Here is a 20,338-nt window from a genome sequence, read left to right on the forward strand (position 1 = left end):
TCACATCGCCGCGCACCGGTTTCCACCAACTGCCTATAGACTGACACCATGCACACCTTGTACGACTCGGAGTCTTTCATCGTCACCCACCTGTTGGCCAGCCCCATCCACCAGGATGAGCAGGGGCGTGTCACGGTCAGCGACCCGGACGACGAATACATGGCCGATCGCCCCACGCTGATGCGCCACGGGTTCGAGATCGTGGACAAGCGCTCGGGCAAGGAATTGTTCCTGGACGGCGCCTGGGCTGAACTCTTCCAGCAACGCCTGAGTGAATGGCAACGCAACCGCCCGACGCAGGACGAAGTGGAAAACACCCTGGCGCAGTACGCCGAACTGGCGACCCTGCCCCTGCACGTCCACTGAAGCCTTCGCCGGAACCATGCGTCCCGGCGCGGGGCGCTGCCGGCTTTCAAGCCAGCCCTCAGGACTGAGGAACCGGCACCTGGCCCTGGCGCCGGCTTTTGCGACAATGGCGGCTTCATCCGCATACCCTCACCGCCCTACCGTCCCAGCCATGAGCGCCGCCTACATCCTCACCTTCTCCTGCCCGGACCGCCTGGGCCTGGTCCATGCCGTCTCGGGTTTCCTGCTGGAACGCGGCGGCAACATCGAGGAAGCCGCGCAGTACAACGATCCGGACACAGGCCTCTTCTTCATGCGGGTGCGTTTCTCCTGCGAACAGGTCGGCCCCGCGGACCTGAAGGCGCAGTTGAAGACCTTCGCCGAGCCCTTCCAGATGCAGTGGCAGCTGAACCCCGCCGAGACCAAGGTGCGCACCCTCATCTTCGTCAGCAAGGAAGGCCACTGCCTGAACGACCTGCTGTTCCGCTGGAAGATCGGCCTGCTGCCCATTGACATCCGCGCCATCGTCTCCAACCACCGCGACTTCTACCAGCTCGCGGCCAGCTACAACATCCCCTTCCACCACATCCCCGTCACGGCGGCGACCAAACCCGAAGCCGAGGCCAAGCAGTTCGAGATCGTGCAGGCCGAGAACGCGGATCTTGTCGTGCTCGCGCGCTACATGCAGGTGCTGAGCGATGACCTCTGCCGCAAGCTCTCGGGCAAGGCCATCAACATCCACCACAGCTTCCTGCCCAGCTTCAAGGGCGCCAAACCCTACTACCAGGCGCATGAGCGCGGCGTGAAGCTGATCGGCGCGACCGCCCACTACGTGACGGCCGACCTGGACGAAGGCCCCATCATCGAGCAGGACGTGGCCCGCGTGGACCACAGCAAGACCGTGGAAGACTTCACGGCCATCGGCCGCGACACCGAAAGTCAGGTGCTGGCGCGCGCAGTCAAGTGGCACAGCGAGCACCGTGTGATCCTGAACGGGCACAAGACGGTGATCTTCAAGTAAGCCCGCTCAGTCACCAAAAACACAAAGCCCCGACGTCTGGCGACTCGGGGCTTTTTCTTGCGCAAGGAATTCAGGGAAATTCAGGCATCACACGCCGCATGTACGCGTCGAACAAGGGAACGGTGAACCCAGTATCACCATGCGCTGGGCTGTAGATCATGCCTTTGTCGATCAGCTTGGCCCGCGTGGGCGCTACCGTTCGCACTTCTCGCCCCAGGATGTGCGCGATGTCGCCCGAGCGATGGGGGCCGGGCCCGAGTTCCGCCATGGCGCGCAGGTACCGCTTTTCTGAGGGCGTGAGGCGATCCAGACGGACGCGGAAAAAGCTGGCATCCAGTTCCGCCAGCGCTTGCTGCGTGGCGGCCTGCACGTCAGCACCGCTGATGGGGGAGCGCTCGGCGCAGGTCCAGCTGTGCTTGCCCCATTCCTGCAGGAAATAGGGATAGCCTTGGGTCTGGAGAACGATCTCCTGCAGCGCCGCTTCTTCATAGCGCACACCAAAGCGCTGCGCCGGCGCCGTGATGGCTTGCCGGGCATCGGCCTCCGACAAAGGACCGAGTTGCACAAATTCGAACAGACGCTCGGCATAAGACTTGGCACGTCCCATCTGCCCGACCAATTGCGGCAGACCCGCGCCCACCATGGTGACGGGCAGTTGCATCTGAGCGCAGCGGTGTAAAGCGGTGATCAACGCCGCCAACTGTTCTTCCGGCACGTACTGCAGTTCGTCGATGAACAGCACCACCACGGTCTGCCGCTCCTGGGCCGCCTCGCCCACGGCCTGAAAAAGGGAGATCAAGTCGGCATCCAGATCACCCGTGTCCGCCACGCCCGGCTCCAACCCCAGATCGACGCCGAATTCGATGTCGTTGTACTTCAGCTTCATGGCCTGCACAAAGCCGCCAAGCGCACGCAAGGCACGCTTGGCCAGATCGCCGCTGGCGGCCAGCCGGTCCAGCTTGAGCAAGGCCGCCCGCATGGCCGGCACCAGCAAGGCGGGCAAGGACCGTTTCTCAGGCGCCTCCAGCAGCACGGTGGCAAACCCCTTCTGCTCAGCCTCCCGGTGCAATCGGTTCAGCAGCACCGTTTTGCCCACACCCCGCAAACCCACGAGCATGACGCTGCGAGCGACCAGCCCATGGCGCATGCGATCCAGAGCGATTGCGGCGGTCTCGATCACCCGATCTCGTCCTGCCAGCTCGGGCGGAGGTGCGCCGGCGCTGGGTGCATAAGGATTGGTTCTGGGGTCCATGCAAGCAAGCTTACCCCAAATTATCTGAATGCGATAACTTTAGATAACTTCAATAAACTCAAAGGACCTTGGAACAAAAAACGCCCCGTGACTACCAAGTCACGGGGCGTTTGTGAATGATCGGGGGAAAAATCAAGCCGCCTTCGCCACCTTCTCCCCATACCCCAGCTTGTCCAGCGCCGCAGCCAGTTGCGCCACGCTGCGGTCGGGGTTGTGCAGCTTGTCCAGGCCGAAGAGACCGATGCGGAAGGTGCTGAAATCCTTGGGCTCGTCGCACTGCAGGGGCACGCCGGCGGCGGTCTGCAGGCCCAGGGCCAGGAACTTCTTGCTGTTCTGGATGTCGGTGTCGGTGGTGTAGCTGACCACCACTCCCGCGGCCTTGAAACCCTCGGCCGCCACGCTGACAAAGCCGCGGCTTTCCAGCAGGGCGCGCACCTTGGCACCCAGGGCCAGTTGTTCCTGGCGCACCTTGTCGAAGCCGTAGTCACGCGTCTCGCGCATCACCTGGTCCAGACGGGCCAGGGCGTCGGTGGGCATGGTGGTGTGGTACATGTGGCCGCCGTTCTCGTAGGCCTCCATGATCTGCAGCCACTTCTTGAGGTCGGCCGCGAAGCTGGTGCTGGTGGTGCCGTCGATGGCCTGGCGGGCGCGCTCGCTGAGCATCACCATGGCGCATGCGGGCGAGCCGCTCCAGCCCTTCTGCGGCGCGCTGACCAGCACGTCCACGCCGGTGGCCTGCATGTCCACCCAGAGGCAACCCGACGCGATGCAGTCCAAAACGAAGAGACCGCCCACTTCGTGCACGGCGTCCGTCACTTTCTTCAGGTAGTCGTCGGGCAGGATCATGCCGGCCGCGGTTTCCACGTGCGGAGCGAAGACCACGTCGGGCTTCTCGGCCTTGATGGTCGCCACCACCTCGTCCACCGGGCAGGGCATCCACGGGGCCTGCGGGCCGGTGCCGATGCGCCGGGCCTTGAGCACGGTGGAACTGGCGGGGATGTTGCCCATCTCGAAGATCTGGGTCCAGCGGTAGCTGAACCAGCCGTTGCGGATCACCAAGGTCTTCTTGCCCGTGGCGAACTGCCGCGCCACGGCTTCCATGCCGAAGGTACCGCTGCCGGGCACCAGCGCCGCGGACTTGGCCTTGTACACGTCCTTGAGGATGGTGGAAATGTCCTTCATCACGCCCTGGAAACGCTGGGACATGTGGTTCAGGGCGCGGTCGGTGTAGACGACCGAGAATTCAAGCAGGCCGTCGGGATCGACGTTGGGCAGCAATGCGGGCATGGGAGTCTCCTGTAGGTGCCTGACTTCCCTGAAACCGGGGTCAGGCTTTCGAGTCGGCCATTTTCTCACCAAGGCGGATGGCGCGCCCAGGCGCCCAAGCCGGGTTGAATTGCAGGCCGGAGGCCCCCGGCTTGCCGGGCCAGAGCAGCACCACGGTGCTGCCCAGCAGGAAGCGCCCCATTTCCGCGCCCTGGGCGAGCGTGATTTCGCGGCCTTCGCCAGTGCCGTCGGCCGCGCCGTCGTACAGCCACTCCATCACCGTGGGGCGGCGCGGCGGGTTGACCTGGCCATGCCAGACCGTGGTCATGCTGCCCACGATGGTCGCGCCCACAAGGACCAGGGCCAGCGGGCCGTGTGCGGTATCGAAGATGCAGACCACGCGCTCATTGCGCGCGAACAGGCCTGGCACGCCACGCGCGGTAGTCGGGTTGACGGAAAACAAATCCCCCGGCACGTAGACCATGCGCCGCAGCGTGCCCGCGCAGGGCATGTGGATGCGGTGGTAATCACGCGGGCTCAGGTAGAGCGTGGCGTAGTGGCCGTTTTCGAACTGGGAGGCCAGCGCGGCGTCACCGCCCAGCAAGGCCGTGGTGCTGTAGTGGTGGCCCTTGGCCTGGAAAATCTGGTCGCGCTGGATGTCGCCGAACTGGCTGATGGCGCCATCCACCGGGCAGATCCAGTCGGCATCGGCCAGCGGGCGGACACCGTCCTTCAGCGCGCGCGTGAAGAAGTCGTTGAAGGTGGCGTAAGCCGCCGGGTTGGGCTCGGCAGCCTCGCTCATGTTCACGTCGTAGCGACGGATGAAGCGGCGAATGATGGCCGTGGTCACCCCCCCCATGGCCGAACCGGCCACCCAGCCGGAAAACACGTTGATGGCCCTTTTCGGGAACAGGTACTGCGGCAACACGGCCAGACGATCGGACATGGGCGGGGCTTTCTTCGGGAGGACCGGCGAGGATAAACCGGCAATTATCCCGCCACGGCCCAGCGACGTCGCCGTGCGCACGCGTCTGGGCACGAGACAATCCGGGCCATGAGTTCCCCTGATTCGAGTTCTGCTGGTCCGGATTCTGTCGCCGTCATCGGCGGCGGCCCCGCCGGCTTGATGGCCGCAGAAGTGCTGGCCGCCGCCGGCCACAAAGTCACCGTCTTCGATGCCAAGCCCAGCGTCGGCCGCAAGTTCCTGCTCGCCGGCAAAGGCGGGCTGAACCTGACGCATTCGGAGCCGTTCGCGCCCTTCCTCGCCCGCTACGGCGCGCGCGCCCCGCAGATCGAACCGCTGCTGCGTGACTTCGACGCCGACGCGCTGCGCGCCTGGGCCGCTGGCCTGGGCGTGGAGACTTTCGTCGGTAGCTCGGGCCGTGTCTTTCCACGCGACCTGAAAGCCGCGCCGCTGCTGCGCGCATGGCTGCACCGGCTGCGCTCGGCGGGTGTCACGTTCGCGATGCGGCACCGCTGGATGGGCTGGACGGATCGAGAGGGAAAACAAACGGATGGCGGCGCGCTGCGCTTCGCCACGCCCGACGGTGAGCGCCTCGTGCGCCCGCGCGCCACGCTGTTGGCGCTGGGCGGCGCGTCGTGGCCGCAGCTCGGGTCGGATGGCGCGTGGGCGGCCTTGCTGCAAAAGCGCGGCGTGGACGTCGCGCCGCTGCGCCCCGCCAACTGCGGCTTCGATGTGGGCTCGACGGCTGCACGCCCGCACCCGGACCCCCAATCACCCGGCTGGAGCGAGCGCTTCGCGGCCGAGTTCGCCGGCCAGCCGGTCAAGCCCGTCGCGCTGGCGGCCGAGGGCTTCCCGGCGCGGCCCGGCGAGTTCGTCATCACGGCCCACGGCATCGAAGGCTCGCTGGTCTACGCGGCCAGCGCCGCGCTGCGCGACCAGATCGAGCGCGATGGCGCGGCCACGCTGCACCTCGACCTGTTGCCGCAACTGACGCCCGAGCGCGTGCTCGCCGAGGTTCAACACCCGCGCGGCAGCCGCTCGCTGTCCTCGCACCTGAAAAGCCGGCTGCACCTCAGCCCGCTCAAGCTGGGCCTGCTGCACGAGTTGCTGACGCGCGAGCAGATGCTGCACGGGCCCACGCTCGCCGCCGCGCTGAAGCGCCTGCCGTTGACGCTCACCGCGCCGCGTCCCGTCGCCGAGGCCATCTCCACGGCGGGCGGCGTGCGCCTCGACGGGCTGACCGCCCAACTGATGCTGACCGCGCTGCCCGGCGTGTTTTGCGCCGGTGAAATGCTGGACTGGGAAGCGCCCACGGGCGGCTACCTGCTGACGGCCAGCTTCGCGAGCGCACGCGTGGCGGCGCAAGGCGTGGTGGACTGGCTCGCGCGGTCTGGGTCGTGATCGCGGTCGTGACGTCAATCCCGATCTCGACCCGGCCACAGCGTTTATTTATGATGACCCCGCCATGAATGCCCCCGCAGAGCCCCCCTTCAGCACCGCCGAGCGCAAGGCGCGTCAAGCGCAAGTCGTGAACGCGCTGCGAGCCGTCTTGCCAGCCTATGCCCTGCTCTGGCAGGAGGAAGACACTACACCGTATGAGTGCGATGGCCTCACGGCCTACCGCCAGCGGCCGCTGGCCGTGGCCCTGCCCGAAACTGAGGACCAGGTCGCGGACGTGCTGCGCGCCTGCCATGCGCTGAAAGTGCCCGTGGTGGCGCGCGGCGCAGGCACCGGCCTGTCCGGCGGAGCCATGCCGCACGCGATGGGCGTGACGCTGTCACTCGCCAAGTTCAACAAGATCGTAAAGATCGACCCGGCCAGCCGCACGGCCGTCGTGCAAGCCGGCGTGCGCAACCTCGCCATCAGCGAAGCGGCCGCGCCCCACGGCCTTTATTACGCGCCGGACCCGAGCAGCCAGATCGCTTGCACCATCGGCGGCAACGTGGCCGAAAACTCGGGCGGCGTGCACTGCCTGAAATACGGTCTGACCGTGCACAACGTGCTCAAGGTCCGTGGCTATACGGTCGAGGGCGAGGCCGTGGAGTTCGGCGGCGAGGCCTTGGACGCACCGGGTTACGACCTGATGGCCGTGCTGGTGGGCAGCGAAGGCATGCTGGCCGTGGTCGTGGAGGCCACGGTGCGACTGACGCCCAAGCCCCAGCTCGCACGCTGCATCATGGCCAGCTTCGCTGACGTCAAGCGCGCGGGTGATGCCGTGGCTGCGGTGATCGCCGCCGGCATCATCCCGGCAGGCCTGGAGATGATGGACCAGCCCATGACGGCCGCGGTCGAGGATTTCGTCCATGCCGGTTATGACCTCTCCGCCACCGCCATCCTGCTGTGCGAAAGCGACGGCACGCCGGAGGAAGTGGAAGAGGAAATCGGCCGCATGAGCGAGGTGCTGCGCGCCGCCGGGGCCACGGCCATCGCGGTCAGTCGCGACGAGGCAGAACGTCTGCGCTACTGGAGCGGGCGCAAGAACGCTTTCCCCGCCAGCGGCCGGCTGGCGCCGGACTACATGTGCATGGACTCGACCATCCCCAGAGCCCGCCTGGCCGACATCCTGCTGGCCATCCAGGAGATGGAAGTCAAGTACGGGCTGCGCTGCCTCAATGTTTTTCACGCCGGCGACGGCAACCTGCACCCGCTTATCCTGTTCGACGCCAACGACCCGGACCAGCTGCACCGCTGCGAACTGTTCGGTGCGGACATCCTGGAGACCAGCGTCGCCATGGGCGGCACGGTGACGGGCGAACACGGCGTGGGCGTGGAAAAGCTCAACAGCATGTGCGTGCAGTTCACCGCCGAGGAGCATGCGCAGATGCTGGGCGTCAAGCAGGCCTTTGACCCAGCCGGCCTGCTCAACCCCGGCAAGGTGATACCGACGCTGAACCGCTGCGCCGAGTACGGCAAGATGCTGGTGCGAGGCGGCAAGATCAGCCACCCGGATCTGCCGCGCTTCTGAACCCGAGCCCATGCGCAAGGCGGCTTCATGAACACCGGCGCCTTGACGGGTCTGGCCTGGCTGCTGGTTTTCCAGTCCATCGGCGAGGTCTTGTCGCGCTTCTTCCACCTGCCCATCCCCGGGCCGGTCATCGGCATGGTGCTGCTGTTCGTCGCCCTGTTCCTGCCCCGTGTGCGCGAGCCCGTGGCGCAAAGCGCCAACTTTCTGCTGGCCCACCTGTCACTGCTCTTCGTGCCCGTGGGCGTGGGCGTGATGGCCTATTTCGGCGCCCTGGCCGAATACGGTGCACGGCTGGCCGTCGTCATCGTGCTGTCCACCTGGATTGGACTGGCCGTGACGGCAGGCGTGTTGTACGCGCTGCGCAGCAGGACCATGGCTTCGGCTTCCTCGCCGCCCCCACCCGCTCCCCGGGCCCCGCCTCGCGATGCCTGATTTCGTCCAGCTCTGGGTCTACCTGTCGGCCTCGCCGCTGTTCGGCCTGAGCGCGACGCTGGTCGTCTACCTGCTGGCCTCGGCGCTCTACGTGCGCCTGCACCAAGCGCCCTGGGCCAACCCGGTTCTCTGGAGCGTGGTGACGCTGGCGCTCGCGCTGCATGCCGCGCAAGTGCCCTACCCCAGCTACTTCGCGGGCGCGCAGTTCATCCACTTCCTGCTCGGGCCCGCCGTGGTCGCCCTGGCCTGGCCCATGTGGCAACGCCGCGCCGCGCTGCGCGCCCAGGGCTGGCGCCTGCTGGCGGCCGCCCTGGCCGGTGGCGCGGCGGCCTGTGCGAGTGCCGTGGGCCTGGCGACGCTGCTTGACCTGCCGCAAGACATCGTGCTGTCACTGGCGCCCAAATCCGTCACCGCGCCGGTGGCCATGGGTGTGGCCGAGGCGCTGGGCGGCGTGCCCGCGCTGGCGGCCGTGTTCGCCGTGCTCACCGGGCTGGTGGGCGCGCTGTCGGGCCGTTATCTGTTCGCCCTGATGCGCGTGCCCACGACGCCCGAGGGCTGGGCGGCGCGCGGTTTTGCACTGGGCACGATTTCGCATGGGGTCGGCGCGGCACGCGCGCTGCAGGTCGACGAGGAAGCCGGGGCCTACGCCGCCGTGGCGCTCGGCCTGCAGGTGGTGCTGGCCGCGCTGTTGATGCCTCTGGCGTTCAAGCTGTTCTGAGCTTCGACACGACGATCAGGCTAACGGCCCGCACCATGCAGGCGCAGCAACGCCCGGTCACCACGGATACGGTGCCCACCATCTCACAGCCAGCGGCTCAGCGATCGGTGGTCAGCCTTGGGGGTTCATGGCCGGACAATCCGGGCGCTGCGGCCCCTTGATGGTCCATGCCCATGGTGCCATCCGCCCCCCCGGGCTGCCCCGTCAACTTGAACACGCTGACCACCCGCACCAGTTCCTGCGCCTGCTGGCGCAGGTTGGTGGCTGCGGCGGCCATCTCTTCTACCAGCGCGGCGTTCTGCTGCGTGGTCTGGTCCATATTGGTCACGGCCTCACCGACCTGGGTCACACCCGCAGTCTGCTCGCTGCTGGCTGCGCTGATCTCGGCCATGATGGCGCTCACCCGCTGGATGCTGGCGACCACCTCGGTCATGGTGCCGCCGGCCTTGTCTGCCAGGGAGGTACCCTGTTCCACGCGTTGCACGCTGTCGGTGATCAGGCCCTTGATCTCCTTGGCGGCATCGGCGCTGCGTTGGGCCAGCGCGCGCACCTCGCCGGCGACCACCGCGAAACCCCGGCCCTGCTCGCCCGCGCGCGCGGCTTCCACCGCCGCGTTCAGGGCCAGGATATTGGTCTGGAATGCAATGCCGTCGATCACGTTGATGATGTCGGCGATGCGGCGGCTGCTGTCGCTGATGCCCTTCATGGTGTCCACCACCTGGGCCACGACCTCGCCGCCCTGGACGGCCACGGTCGAGGCACTTTGCGCGAGTTGGTTGGCCTGCTGGGCGTTGGCCGCGTTCTGCTTGACGGTGCTGCCCAGCTCTTCCATCGATGCGGCGGTCTGCGCCAGCGCGCTGGCCTGGTTCTCGGTGCGGGCACTCAGGTCCTGGTTGCCGTCGGCGATTTCCGCGCTCGCGGTGGAGACCGATTCGCTGCCTTCGCGCACGGTGTGCACGACTTCAGCCAAGCCGCTGCCGATGCGGTTCATGGCGCCCATCAACTGCCCCAGTTCGTCCTGGCGCGGGCTGTGCATGCGCACGCTCAAGTCACCTCGGGCCAGCGCATCGGCCAGGGTACGGGCCTGGGTCAAGGGCATGATGACGGTGCGGCGAATCAGCAGGTACAGGACGCTGGACACCAGCAGCACCATGACGACGCCGATCACGCCGTAGAGCAGGCGCTGACCGCGCACGTCGGCGGTAACTTCGTCCACATAGGTGCTGCCAGCCACAACCCATTCCCAACCAGGAAAGTAGGCGAAAGCGGCGAGCTTGTCGCGCGCGCTGGTTTCACCACGCTCTTCGTTGATCCAGGGGTAATGGGTGGTGCCGTTCTTGCGCTCCAGCATCTCCTTGATGAATTCGCGCCCCTCGGCGTCCTTGCTGTCGAGCACGACGCGGCCTTCAGCCGCCGGATGGATGACCAGCTTGCCGTAGTTCGCTCCGGGACGTGAATCCAGCACGTAGAAGTACCCCGTCTCGCCGATCTTGAGGCTGCGGATGGTGGTCCTCAGCTGTTCAAGGTAATTGCTGTAGTCCAGCCCGATGAAACTCAGGCCGATGATCTGACCTTGCGCATCGCGGATCGGGTCGTATTGGGTGATGTAGGGCTTGCCGAACAAGACCGCCGGTCCAGAATAGGTCTGCCCCGCCAGCGTGGCCTTGTAACCCGGGTGGTTGCGGTCCAGCAAGGTGCCGATGGCACGCGCACCCTCGGCATTCTTGAGCGAGGTGGTAACGCGGATGAAATCCTCGCCAGTCTTGGCGAACACCGTGGCCACGGCGCCCGTGCCGGCGGTGAAGCCGTCCGCCACCTCGAAATTCATGTTGAGCACCCGACCATCCAGGCGCAGCGTGGGGGCGGGTTTGCCGGCCACCTCGGTGATCGTGGCAGCATCCAGGGTGAACTGTCCGGCCAATCGGTTCTGGAAGGCCTTGGCCAGGGCCGCAGCCCGCTGACGCAGGTCCTTGTCCGAGGCGTCGATCAAATCGACAATCAGCCGGGTCTGGGTGTTGATGTTCTGCAGCGCCTGACGCTCGACGGAACCCATCAGGGTGTAGCTGATGGCCATGACGAACACCAGCACCACGACGCCGATGATGAAAAAAATGCTGGCGGCCAACCGTGTGGACAAACTCATGTTGAGCCAGCGCGTCCTCAAACCATGTTCTGCACTCATCGCGTCGACTCCTTGTATACAACCGTAAGAATTGTAACTTTTAAGCCCAGGCGCGTGATTTTGTCCGGAATCGGGGTTGAGGAGAACTGGTTTTTTTCTTCAGTCCCCCCAGATCGGCAAGGTGACAACGCGTAAATGCTGACGGTGGTCCTGGTAGTCCGGCATCACGGAACGCACGGTGTCCCAGAAGCGCGGACTGTGGTCCATCACGCGCAGATGGCTCAGTTCATGCACCACGACGTAATCGATCACTTTCAGGGGCATGTGCATCAGGCGCCAGTTGAGGTGGATGCGGCCGTCGCTGCTGGCGCTGCCCCAGCGCGTGCGCGCATTGCTCAGGGCCAGCTTGCGCCACGTCACCTGTAAGAGGGGCGCGTAGTGGTCGAGCCGCTGCGCGAACAGCGCCCGCGCCTCCTCCAAAAACCAGGCGTGCACCACCTCGCGGACGAGCACAGGCGGCGCGTCGGCAGGCAGGTCCAGGCGCAAGGTGCGGCCCGTTGTATCCGAGACCGTGGTCTCAGCGCCCTCCAGCACCGCTTGGCCGGTGCGACGGGTACGGCGGCGAGCCGCTGTGCGGGCTGCCACAGGCGGTGCCGCCGGCTGATCGGCTGATGGGATGGGTGCGGACTGGTCGGCGCTATCACCTCTTTGCGCAAGGGCCAGGGTGAGGGGTTGCCCCAGCCAGGGCAGCACGGTGCCGGCGCGCCATTCCAGCCGCGCCGTCTGGGCACGCTGCTGACGCGCCTGCATCTCGTGCAGCTTGCGCACAATCCAGGCGGCTTTCTCCTGCAGCACGGCGTCCACCTCATGCATCGGCGTCCAGCGCGGCGCGCTGACCGTCAAACCGGCCTCGCCCACGGCCATGCCTATGGTGCGGCGCCGGCCCCGCTTGAATTCATAGGCGACGGGCACCGCGCCCAGCCGGGTCTGCCGGTTTGCGTGGGGGTGCGTGTAAGCGTGCGCGCACACCACGTCCGGGTCCGACGGCGAAACCATCGCGATAGATTGCGGCTCCGGCTGTGGCCCAGGTGGCACTGGCACCGCAGCTGGCCCCAGTATGGGCGGGGACAGGCGTTCCGTGGAAGGCGCAGGCCGGTGCTGGGCGGATGGCGCGTCGAGGAAGTCCAGGGCGAGTTGGAGCAAACCTCGCATGGTGGACATGGGTGGCAAAAGGTCAGGGCCGGCTCAGGCGCCGGTCTTGGGCGGGTAGGCCTCGGGGTCGATCTCGCGCATCCGACCTTCGATCCAGTCTTCCACTTCGCGCATCAGTTCCGCCGGCTCTCGGCCCTCGCTCGGGATCGGGCGGCCGATGACCACATCGACCACGCCGGGACGCTTGAGGAAGGCCTTGCGCGGCCAGACCTTGGCCGAGCTCACCGCGATCGGCACGACTGGTGCACCGGTCTCGATGGCCAGGCGCGTGCCACCGGTCTTGTAGACGCCTTGTTCACCGCGCGGAATGCGCGTGCCCTCGGGGAACATGATGATCCAGACGCCGCGCGACAGCAGGCGCTTGCCCTGGGCCACCACCTTGTTGAAAGCCTCGCTGCGCTGGGAACGGTCGATGTGGATCATGTCCAGCCGCGCCATGGCCCAACCGAAGAAGGGCACATAGAGCAGTTCCTTCTTGAACACGAAGGCCAGGGGGTGCGGCATCAGCGTGGGGATCAGGAAAGTCTCCAGCGTGGACTGGTGCTTGACCAACAGAATGGCCTGACTGGTTTCGCCCTGCGGCAGGTTGTCCATGCCGGTCACGCGTACCTGGATGCCCAGCAACACGCGCGCGCCCCGGATGGCCAGGCTCAGCCAACCCACGGCCAACCAATACATGGGATTGGCGCGCAGGAAGAGCGAGGCCATCAACATCATGATGCCCCAGGGCACCACGGTCACCAGCATCCAAAGCGCGTGCAACAGGGAACGCAGAAAGATCATCTCGAAGTCCTAACTTGTGTCAGTCGGCGTGTTGCGCAGCCTGCTGTTCATGGTCACGCGCGATCAGCCATGCGGCGAAGGCGGCCAGATTGTCATGCACCCGCGTGCCGACCGGGAAGTTGGCGGGCAAGCTTTGGCCAGCAGCCAGCGGCTCACGCCAGGCTGCGCCTTTGCCAGTGAGCACCAGATGCGGTTCGCAGCCCACCGCCGCGCCGGCGATCAGGTCGCGGGCCGTATCGCCCACCGTGGGCACCCCTTGCAGCGACACGCCGTAGCGCTCGCCGATCTGCTCGAACAGGCCGGGCGCAGGCTTGCGACAACGGCAGGCCTGCTCGGGCCCATGGGGGCAATAAAAGATGGCTTCCACCCGCCCACCCGCAGTGGCCAGCAGCTTGTGCATCTTGGAGTGCATGGCGTTGAGCGCGGACACGTCGAAGAGACCGCGCCCCAGGCCGGACTGGTTGGACGCGACCACCACATGCCAGCCCGCGTGGTTGAGCCGGGCGATGGCTTCCAGCGCGCCAGGCAGGGGCACCCACTCTGCCTCCGACTTCACGTAGTCGTCACGGTCCTGGTTGATCGTGCCGTCACGGTCCAGGATGACGAGCTTGAGGGCGCTGTTGGGCATGGCGTGTGGACGTTGGAGGCCGGTTGGCGCTTGCGGTGTGTGTCGCCTCAGGCCGCCAGGCGCGACAAGTCGGCCACGCGGTTCATCGCTTCGTGCAGGCTCTTGAGCAGGCCCAGGCGGTTGGCGCGCAGCGCCGCGTCTTCCGCGTTGACCATCACGCCATCGAAGAAGGCGTCCACCGGGGCCTTGAGCACGGCCAATTCACGCAGGGACGCTGCGTACTCGCCATTGGCGTAGAGCTTGTCGGCCAGCGGTTGCACGCTGTGCAGCGCGCCGTGCAGAGCTTGTTCGGCCGGTTCCTTGAGCAGCTGGGCATCAACCTTGGCTTCGACCGTGCCTTCGGCCTTCTTGAGGATGTTGCCGATGCGTTTGTTGGCGGCGGCCAGCGCGGCGGCTTCGGGCAAAGCAACGAAGGCGCGCACGGCGGTGAGGCGCTTGGGAACATCAGCCAACCGAGAGGGCTCAAGAGACAGCACGGCCTCTACTTCTTGGGAAGTAAAACCTTGCTCGCGAAGACTTCCCCCCAAGCGCTCCATCATGAATTCGCCGCAAGTCTTGTAGATCAGATCTTCAAGTTCCACGGCATTTGCAATGTTCTTTAGGAAAGAAACATCGGCAGAGTTCTTCAACGTTGCAAAGCATGCATTGCTAGCGATGCTGAGTACCTCGCGCAAATCTAGCGGCAGCTCTTTTTCAACTAGCATGCGGATCACCCCCAGCGCATGGCGACGCAGCGCGAACGGGTCCTTGTCACCCGTGGGCAGATTGCCAATGCCGAACATGCCCACCAGCGTTTCCAGCTTGTCGGCCAAGGCCACAACGAGACCCACGGTGTTGCGCGGCAGATCGTCACCGGCAAAGCGCGGCTTGTAGTGGTCTTCAATCGCTTGCGCGATCTCCTCACCCAGACCGTCATGGCGCGCGTAGTAGCCACCCATGATGCCCTGCAACTCCGGAAACTCGCCCACCATGTCGGTCAGCAAATCGGTCTTGGCCAGGCGCGCGGCAGTATCCGCGGCTGCCACCAGCTTGGCGTCGCCCAGCTGTTGGGCAATCGCCTTGGCAATGGCGCGCACGCGCTCCATGCGCTCGCCCTGCGTGCCCAGCTTGTTGTGGTAGACCACCTTGCCCAGGCCTTCGACCCGCGACTCCAGCGTCTTCTTGCGATCCTGATCAAAGAAAAACTTGGCGTCGGCCAGGCGCGGACGCACCACGCGCTCATTGCCGCCGATCACGGCGCTGGCGTCGGCCGGGCTGATGTTGCTGACCACAAGGAACTTGTTCGTCAGCTTGCCCGCCGCGTCCAGCAGGGGGAAGTACTTCTGGTTGGCCTTCATCGTGAGGATGAGGCACTCCTGAGGCACGGCCAGGAACTCTTTTTCGAATTCACAGACCAGCACATTGGGCCGCTCAACCAGCGCCGTCACCTCGTCCAGCAGCGCCTCGTCCTCGATGGGACGCACGCCGCCGCCCACCTTGGCGGCCGCCGCCGCGAGCTGGCGCACGATCTCGGCACGGCGCTCGGCAAACGATGCGATGACCGCGCCGTCCTCGCGCAGGGTCGCCGCGTAGCTGTCGGCATCCTTGAGCACGACCACGTCCTTCTTCGCCTCGAAGCGGTGACCGCGCGTGCTGTTGCCTGCTCTCAGGCCCAGGGCCTGGACAGACACCACGGCGCTGCCGTGCAGGGCCACCAGGCCATGCGCGGGACGCACGAAATTCACGCTGCTCCAGCCAGGCAGTTCGCAATCGGTCTCGAGCTGGTAGCTCATGACCTTGGGAATGGGCAGCTTTTGGATAGCCTCGTCCAAAGCGACTTGCACACCGTTAGAAAGGCTCGTCCCTTTCGCTAAGCCCCGCAGATAGAACGCATCTACCTTGCCATCGTTTTGAATGAATAGCTCGTCAGGACCGTCTTTGGCATTCGGCCACATGTCTGCCAAATGACCACGCCCTTCTTTGGCCAGTCTTTTGCGCAAAGCATCTGTAGCTTGGCCGTCCTTTAGACCAACACTGACAGGCACCAACTTCTGCAGCAGTTCTTCGTCTGGCGCCTGAGTAAGCACTTGGGTCACATGCGCTCCCAGACGGCGCGGTGAGGCGTAGGGCGTCACGACGGAATCCGCCGAAGCCAGGCCCTGGGCCTTGAGCTGGTCCAGCAGCACGGTGGAGAAAGCCTCACCAAGTTTTTTGAGCGCCTTGGGCGGCAGCTCTTCAACAAACAGTTCGACGAGAAGGTTGTTCATGCTCATGGTCTCAGGCGGCCTTCTTCTCAGTCATCTTCTCGATTTGCGCCACCCACTCGCGCGGCGCCATGGGGAAACCCAGGCGCTCGCGGCTGTCGTAGTAGCTTTGCGCCACGCTACGTGCGAGGTTGCGTATGCGGCCGATGTAGGCGGCGCGCTCCGTCACGGAGATCGCGCCGCGCGCGTCCAGCAGGTTGAAGCTGTGCGCGCACTTGAGCACCTGCTCATAAGCTGGCAAGGCCAGTTGCGCTCCCATGAGGTGCTTGGCCTGCTTCTCGTGCGCCGCAAAGGCGGTGAACAGGAAGTCGGCGTCGCTGTGTTCGAAGTTGTAGGTGGACTGCTCGACTTCGTTTTGCTTGTAGACGTCACCGTACGACAAGCCCTCGGTCCAGACCAGGTTGTAGACGTTGTCCACGCCCTGCAGGTACATAGCCAAACGCTCCAGGCCGTAGGTGATCTCGCCGGTGATGGGCTTGCAGTCGATACCGCCGACCTGCTGGAAGTAGGTGAACTGCGTCACCTCCATGCCGTTGAGCCAGACTTCCCAGCCCAGGCCCCAGGCGCCGAGCGTGGGGTTCTCCCAGTCGTCCTCGACGAAGCGGATGTCGTTCTTCTTCAGGTCGAAGCCCAGGGCTTCGAGCGAGCCCAGGTAAAGCTCCAGGATGTTGCTGGGCGCGGGCTTGAGCACGACCTGGTATTGGTAGTAGTGCTGCAGGCGGTTGGGATTCTCGCCGTAACGACCGTCCTTGGGCCTACGGCTGGGCTGCACATAAGCGGCTTTCCAGGGCTCGGGGCCGATGGCACGCAGGAAGGTGGCGGTGTGCGAAGTGCCCGCGCCGACTTCCATGTCATAGGGCTGCAGGAGCGCGCAGCCTTGTTTGTCCCAATAGGACTGCAAGGTGAGGATGATTTGCTGGAAGGTCAACATGGGTGAACAGGCTGTGGCCTCCCAGGCCATCACAGGCCCGCAAGGCATCTAGGGGCGGCCAAACGGCCAAGCCCGTGATTTTACGGTTCCGCGCCCGCCGTGGGCGTGGGCCTCGAACGGCCACGCCAGACCGCCCAGGACAGCACCAGCAGGCTCAAGAGCCAGAGTGGCCCCAGCCCGAAAGCCGCGACCCAGCGGGCGTAGGGCGTGAGACCGGTCCGGCCTTCGACTTCCACCGTGAGTACGCCCCGAGTGTGGGGCGCCAGCATGGCACGCACCTGGCCTTGGTGGTTGATCCAGGCGGTCGCCCCCGTGTTGGTCGCGCGCACCATGGGCCGCGCGAACTCCAGGGCCCGCATGCGCGAGATGTGCAGATGCTGGGCGACCGCCACCGTGTCGCCGAACCAAGCGATATTGCTCACATTCACAAACACGGTCGGCGCGGTCTGTACGTCGGCGAACCGCGCGCCCAGCTCCTCACCAAACAAGTCCTCGTAGCAGATGTTCAGGGCCAGACGCTGGCCCAACCAGGCGAAGGAAGGTTGGTTCAACTCACCACGGTTGAAATCACCGAGGGGGATCTGCATCATGGCCGTGAACCAGCGGAAGCCCAGCGGGATGAATTCACCGAAGGGCACCAGATGGTGCTTGTCATAGCGGTAGGGCTGCTGCCCTGGCGCCAGGCCGATCACGGAGTTCGTGTAGCCCTCGCGGAAGTTACCCAATGGCAAACCGATCAGCGCAGCCGAAGTACCGGTGCGCGCGTAGAGCGCTTCCAGCCTAGGCCAGTAGCCTGCGGGCAAATCCTGGGGCAGGAGTGGCAAGGCGGTTTCCGGCGCGACGACCAGATCGGCGTCCTGCGGCGCTTGCATCAGTTGTTCACCATACCAGCGCAGGGACAGCGCGACGCCGCTGCCCGGCTGGAACTTTTCGTCCTGAGGAATATTGCCCTGGAGCAATGCGATGCGCAGGGTGCCGGAGGATGCGCTGATCAAGGGCACCCACCGCTCTTGCAGGGAAGGCAGGTACATCACCAGCACCACGGCAAGCGCGGCCTTTGTGGCCAGTTTCAATGCGCCTGCCCGCTCCGCGCCGCTGCGGCCGCGCAAGGCCGGCCATAGTTGCCAGCCCGTGGAGGCCAACATCATCGCGAGCCAGGCCGTCACCGCCGTGATGCCATACACCCCGATCCAGGGCGCGTAAGCCGCCAAGGGCCCCTCAACATGTGCATAACCAGGCCCACCCCAACCGAAGCCGGTGAACCAGCGCCCTCGCGCGAGTTCGGCCAGCAACCACAGCGCGGCAAATAAGAAAGCATGGACGGCAGGGCGACCCTGGCCTAGTCTGCGGATGAGGTGGCCATACAGGGCGCAGGCGGCGGCGGCGTAGAGTGCCAGGGTACCAGCCAAAGCCAGCACCGCCAGCACCGCGAAGGGCGCCGGCAAGCCGCCATAGCGGTGCATGGCAATGAACATCCACCAGAACGTGCCCGCCAGCCAAGCCAGAGCGTACAACCAGCCCAGCATTGCGGCCGAGGCAGCAGGCGCAGAGGGGCTTGTCGTTCCTGGCCAGGCGGGGCGCGTCAGCACGCTGGCCAGCAGCGTCAGGGATAGCAGTTGCAGCCCAGCCTGCGGCTCACCACTCCAGGGCGTGGCGATGGACAGGGCTTGCAGCCCGCCTGCCAGCAAGGCCAGGCTGATGCGACTCGCCTGGGCCCAGATGGCCTTGCGGCGATCAGGCATGGACGCTGGCGTCAGTTGGCGCGGACACCGGAGCAACCTTGAACCACCTGACCGCGCCACCTCGCGTGTGCAGCACGATGAACTTCAAACCGGCCATGATGTGCTGCTCGCCACGACGCGGCACATGCCCCATCTCGTGCGCGATCAAACCACCGATCGTGTCAAAGCTCTCCTCCCGGTCACTGGCGAGCAGTTCCACGCCAAACGCTTCGTTGACCCGCTGGATCGAGGAGCTGCCACTGACACGGTAGGTTTGATCGGCCAGGCCGAAGATATCGCCATCGTCCTCGGAGATGTCGAACTCATCCTCGATCTCGCCAACGATTTGCTCCAGCACATCCTCGATGGTGATGAGACCGGCCACGCGACCGAATTCGTCGATCACGATGGCCAGGTGATTGCGGGTACCACGGAACTCGCGCAGCAGATCATTCAAACCCTTGCTCTCGGGCACGAACACTGCGGGTCGCAGCAGCGCCCGTATATTCAGTTCAGGCGCGCGCTGCAGCTTGAGCAGATCCTTGGCCAGGAGGATGCCGATAATGTTCTCCCGCTCGCCTTCATACACCGGAAAGCGAGAGTGCGCGGCATCGATGACCGCGTTCAACAGTTCGTTGTACGGCGCGTTGATATCGACGAGATCCATGCGAGGCGCGGGCACCATCACATCGCCGGCACTTTGATCAGCCATGCGCAGCACGCCCTCGAGCATGAAACGCGACTCGGCACCTATGAGCTGCTTGTCCTCGGCCTCGGCCAAGGTCTCCATCAATTCAGCCGTGGAGTCTGGTCCCGGATGAATGAATTCGGCGATCTTTTTCCAGAGCGTGCGCTTGTCTTCCTTCTCGGAGAAACGCGCAGGGTAAGGGTCAGGCACTGATGCAACGCACAAGGCGAAAGTTGAGAGGGCTATAGGATAGCGGAGAAGCTGTTGGACTCGAAAATCGTTGGCACCAACGGCTACGGGTTCACATGCTGCGGTGGAGACCCACGCCTTTCAGGAGCCGGACCTGTGGCGGCCTTCGCGCACGCCGCGCCGCACGTCTTGCAAGTCGGACAGAAAGTTCCAGAACTGCCTAGCTTGCATCTTGAGGCGGTAATCAGCTTGCGCCAATTGCTCCTCCAGCAACTCGGTCACCTGCGTCTCAAACGTCGCAGCCGGCAGACGCAGATAGGCTTGTGCTTCCGAGCCATCATATTCCACCGTGGCCCCAGCCTTGCGCGCGATGCTGAGCATGATCTTGTTCTCGCTCAAGGCATGGATGAACATCAGCTGAACTCCCGTGTTTCGGGCGTGCAGCATGGCCCGGGAGAAGAGTTTCCCGCCGTAGCCATGCCCTCTGGCGGAACGCAGGACGGACACGCCGAATTCCGCGCACGCGTCATAACTGCGGTCCACCGAATGCGCCAGATGAGCCATGGCGACCAGCTTCAGCCGCCAGTTATAGATGCCAAACACGACGTCGCGCTCGAAATCCAACTTGTCGACGTACGCCCGGATCTGCTCGTCGTTCGCGGCGTATCCAAAACGAAGATAGCGGTCATGGGCATCCAGATCCAGCAGGTGGCCGAGGATGCGATCACGGTGCCGCAGACCGAGGCGGCGAATGATGGCGAGCCAGGGCCGGCGGCCCTTGGGCTTGTCCTGCACGTCGTCACTCTCCAGAGTAGAGGCCATGGGCTTACTTTACGAGGATTCGTGCTTTTCGCCAAT

Annotated in this window: 18 protein-coding genes; 6 read left to right on the forward strand and 12 right to left on the reverse strand. The window is 65.2% G+C overall.

Annotated elements, in window-relative coordinates; all coding sequences use genetic code 11:
* Positions 1-48: 48 nt before the first annotated feature.
* Together AZ34_RS17330 and purU are read left to right on the forward strand one after the other, a co-directional pair.
* Positions 49-366: a DUF3567 domain-containing protein gene (locus AZ34_RS17330; protein ID WP_035610428.1), complete on the forward strand. Its 318-nt coding sequence runs from the start codon at positions 49-51 to the stop codon at positions 364-366.
* A gap of 151 nt (positions 367-517) precedes the next feature.
* On the forward strand, positions 518-1,366 hold the full coding sequence (purU, locus tag AZ34_RS17335; RefSeq protein ID WP_035610430.1) for a formyltetrahydrofolate deformylase: 849 nt from the start codon (positions 518-520) through the stop codon (positions 1,364-1,366).
* Between the two features lie 70 nt (positions 1,367-1,436).
* Here the strand turns inward: purU and AZ34_RS17340 are convergent, their stop codons facing one another.
* The 3 genes from AZ34_RS17340 to asd form a co-directional block, all read right to left on the reverse strand.
* Positions 1,437-2,618, reverse strand: a complete 1,182-nt coding sequence (locus AZ34_RS17340; protein WP_035610432.1) for an AAA family ATPase — start codon at positions 2,616-2,618, stop codon at positions 1,437-1,439.
* Positions 2,619-2,750: 132 nt separating this feature from the next.
* Entirely contained in the window at positions 2,751-3,905 is a 1,155-nt protein-coding gene (locus tag AZ34_RS17345; RefSeq protein ID WP_035610437.1) for an aminotransferase class V-fold PLP-dependent enzyme, read from the reverse strand.
* Between the two features lie 40 nt (positions 3,906-3,945).
* Positions 3,946-4,830: an archaetidylserine decarboxylase gene (gene asd / locus AZ34_RS17350; protein ID WP_035610440.1), complete on the reverse strand. Its 885-nt coding sequence runs from the start codon at positions 4,828-4,830 to the stop codon at positions 3,946-3,948.
* Between the two features lie 108 nt (positions 4,831-4,938).
* Between asd and AZ34_RS17355 the strand changes: the two genes are divergently transcribed.
* The 4 genes from AZ34_RS17355 (at position 4,939) to AZ34_RS17370 (ending at position 8,963) form a co-directional block, all read left to right on the forward strand.
* A complete protein-coding gene (locus tag AZ34_RS17355) occupies positions 4,939-6,249 on the forward strand; it encodes an NAD(P)/FAD-dependent oxidoreductase (protein WP_035610443.1) in 1,311 nt (436 codons plus the stop codon).
* A gap of 64 nt (positions 6,250-6,313) precedes the next feature.
* Entirely contained in the window at positions 6,314-7,813 is a 1,500-nt protein-coding gene (locus AZ34_RS17360; RefSeq protein ID WP_035610447.1) for an FAD-linked oxidase C-terminal domain-containing protein, read from the forward strand.
* A gap of 27 nt (positions 7,814-7,840) precedes the next feature.
* Positions 7,841-8,245 (forward strand): CidA/LrgA family protein, encoded by a 405-nt coding sequence (locus tag AZ34_RS17365; protein ID WP_051510003.1) that lies wholly within the window; start codon positions 7,841-7,843, stop codon positions 8,243-8,245.
* Positions 8,238-8,963 (forward strand): LrgB family protein, encoded by a 726-nt coding sequence (locus AZ34_RS17370; protein ID WP_035610449.1) that lies wholly within the window; start codon positions 8,238-8,240, stop codon positions 8,961-8,963. The genes AZ34_RS17365 and AZ34_RS17370 overlap by 8 nt, the downstream gene beginning before the upstream one ends.
* A gap of 97 nt (positions 8,964-9,060) precedes the next feature.
* On the opposite strand, the gene AZ34_RS18970 is transcribed toward AZ34_RS17370, so the two are convergent.
* From AZ34_RS18970 to AZ34_RS17415, 9 genes are all read right to left on the reverse strand, one after another.
* Positions 9,061-11,145: a methyl-accepting chemotaxis protein gene (locus AZ34_RS18970; RefSeq protein ID WP_081767275.1), complete on the reverse strand. Its 2,085-nt coding sequence runs from the start codon at positions 11,143-11,145 to the stop codon at positions 9,061-9,063.
* Between the two features lie 99 nt (positions 11,146-11,244).
* Positions 11,245-12,306: a M48 family metallopeptidase gene (locus AZ34_RS17380; protein WP_231495559.1), complete on the reverse strand. Its 1,062-nt coding sequence runs from the start codon at positions 12,304-12,306 to the stop codon at positions 11,245-11,247.
* Between the two features lie 24 nt (positions 12,307-12,330).
* A complete protein-coding gene (locus tag AZ34_RS17385) occupies positions 12,331-13,080 on the reverse strand; it encodes a lysophospholipid acyltransferase family protein (RefSeq protein WP_035610455.1) in 750 nt (249 codons plus the stop codon).
* Positions 13,081-13,099: 19 nt separating this feature from the next.
* Entirely contained in the window at positions 13,100-13,708 is a 609-nt protein-coding gene (gmhB, locus tag AZ34_RS17390) for a D-glycero-beta-D-manno-heptose 1,7-bisphosphate 7-phosphatase (RefSeq protein ID WP_035610458.1), read from the reverse strand.
* 47 nt (positions 13,709-13,755) lie between these two features.
* The gene (glyS, locus tag AZ34_RS17395; protein WP_035610460.1) at positions 13,756-15,960 is read right to left on the reverse strand and encodes a glycine--tRNA ligase subunit beta; all 2,205 of its coding nucleotides are present in this window, start codon (positions 15,958-15,960) and stop codon (positions 13,756-13,758) included.
* Positions 15,961-15,964: 4 nt separating this feature from the next.
* On the reverse strand, positions 15,965-16,882 hold the full coding sequence (gene glyQ, locus AZ34_RS17400) for a glycine--tRNA ligase subunit alpha (RefSeq protein ID WP_035612113.1): 918 nt from the start codon (positions 16,880-16,882) through the stop codon (positions 15,965-15,967).
* A gap of 80 nt (positions 16,883-16,962) precedes the next feature.
* Positions 16,963-18,624, reverse strand: a complete 1,662-nt coding sequence (lnt, locus tag AZ34_RS17405) for an apolipoprotein N-acyltransferase (protein ID WP_051510005.1) — start codon at positions 18,622-18,624, stop codon at positions 16,963-16,965.
* A complete protein-coding gene (locus AZ34_RS17410; protein ID WP_035610463.1) occupies positions 18,617-19,501 on the reverse strand; it encodes an HlyC/CorC family transporter in 885 nt (294 codons plus the stop codon). Before AZ34_RS17410 ends, lnt begins: the two co-directional genes overlap by 8 nt.
* A 120-nt stretch (positions 19,502-19,621) precedes the next feature.
* Complete coding sequence (locus tag AZ34_RS17415) at positions 19,622-20,302, reverse strand: GNAT family N-acetyltransferase (protein WP_051510007.1); 681 nt, start codon at positions 20,300-20,302, stop codon at positions 19,622-19,624.
* Positions 20,303-20,338: the final 36 nt, after the last annotated feature.

This window comes from Hylemonella gracilis str. Niagara R, from assembly GCF_000600295.1.
GTDB lineage: Bacteria > Pseudomonadota > Gammaproteobacteria > Burkholderiales > Burkholderiaceae_C > Hylemonella > Hylemonella gracilis_A.

Excerpts from the sequence above, each read along its gene's own strand:
- AZ34_RS18970 (WP_081767275.1), bottom strand. The coding sequence starts at position 11,145 with ATGAGTGCAGAACATGGTTTGAGGACGCGCTGGCTCAACATGAGTTTG.
- AZ34_RS17365 (WP_051510003.1), top strand. The coding sequence starts at position 7,841 with ATGAACACCGGCGCCTTGACGGGTCTGGCCTGGCTGCTGGTTTTCCAG.
- AZ34_RS17345 (WP_035610437.1), bottom strand. The coding sequence starts at position 3,905 with ATGCCCGCATTGCTGCCCAACGTCGATCCCGACGGCCTGCTTGAATTC.
- AZ34_RS17370 (WP_035610449.1), top strand. The coding sequence starts at position 8,238 with ATGCCTGATTTCGTCCAGCTCTGGGTCTACCTGTCGGCCTCGCCGCTG.
- AZ34_RS17330 (WP_035610428.1), top strand. The coding sequence starts at position 49 with ATGCACACCTTGTACGACTCGGAGTCTTTCATCGTCACCCACCTGTTG.
- purU (WP_035610430.1), top strand. The coding sequence starts at position 518 with ATGAGCGCCGCCTACATCCTCACCTTCTCCTGCCCGGACCGCCTGGGC.
- gmhB (WP_035610458.1), bottom strand. The coding sequence starts at position 13,708 with ATGCCCAACAGCGCCCTCAAGCTCGTCATCCTGGACCGTGACGGCACG.
- AZ34_RS17355 (WP_035610443.1), top strand. The coding sequence starts at position 4,939 with ATGAGTTCCCCTGATTCGAGTTCTGCTGGTCCGGATTCTGTCGCCGTC.
- glyQ (WP_035612113.1), bottom strand. The coding sequence starts at position 16,882 with ATGTTGACCTTCCAGCAAATCATCCTCACCTTGCAGTCCTATTGGGAC.
- AZ34_RS17415 (WP_051510007.1), bottom strand. The coding sequence starts at position 20,302 with ATGGCCTCTACTCTGGAGAGTGACGACGTGCAGGACAAGCCCAAGGGC.
- AZ34_RS17340 (WP_035610432.1), bottom strand. The coding sequence starts at position 2,618 with ATGGACCCCAGAACCAATCCTTATGCACCCAGCGCCGGCGCACCTCCG.
- AZ34_RS17360 (WP_035610447.1), top strand. The coding sequence starts at position 6,314 with ATGAATGCCCCCGCAGAGCCCCCCTTCAGCACCGCCGAGCGCAAGGCG.
- lnt (WP_051510005.1), bottom strand. The coding sequence starts at position 18,624 with ATGCCTGATCGCCGCAAGGCCATCTGGGCCCAGGCGAGTCGCATCAGC.
- asd (WP_035610440.1), bottom strand. The coding sequence starts at position 4,830 with ATGTCCGATCGTCTGGCCGTGTTGCCGCAGTACCTGTTCCCGAAAAGG.
- glyS (WP_035610460.1), bottom strand. The coding sequence starts at position 15,960 with ATGAGCATGAACAACCTTCTCGTCGAACTGTTTGTTGAAGAGCTGCCG.
- AZ34_RS17385 (WP_035610455.1), bottom strand. The coding sequence starts at position 13,080 with ATGATCTTTCTGCGTTCCCTGTTGCACGCGCTTTGGATGCTGGTGACC.
- AZ34_RS17380 (WP_231495559.1), bottom strand. The coding sequence starts at position 12,306 with ATGTCCACCATGCGAGGTTTGCTCCAACTCGCCCTGGACTTCCTCGAC.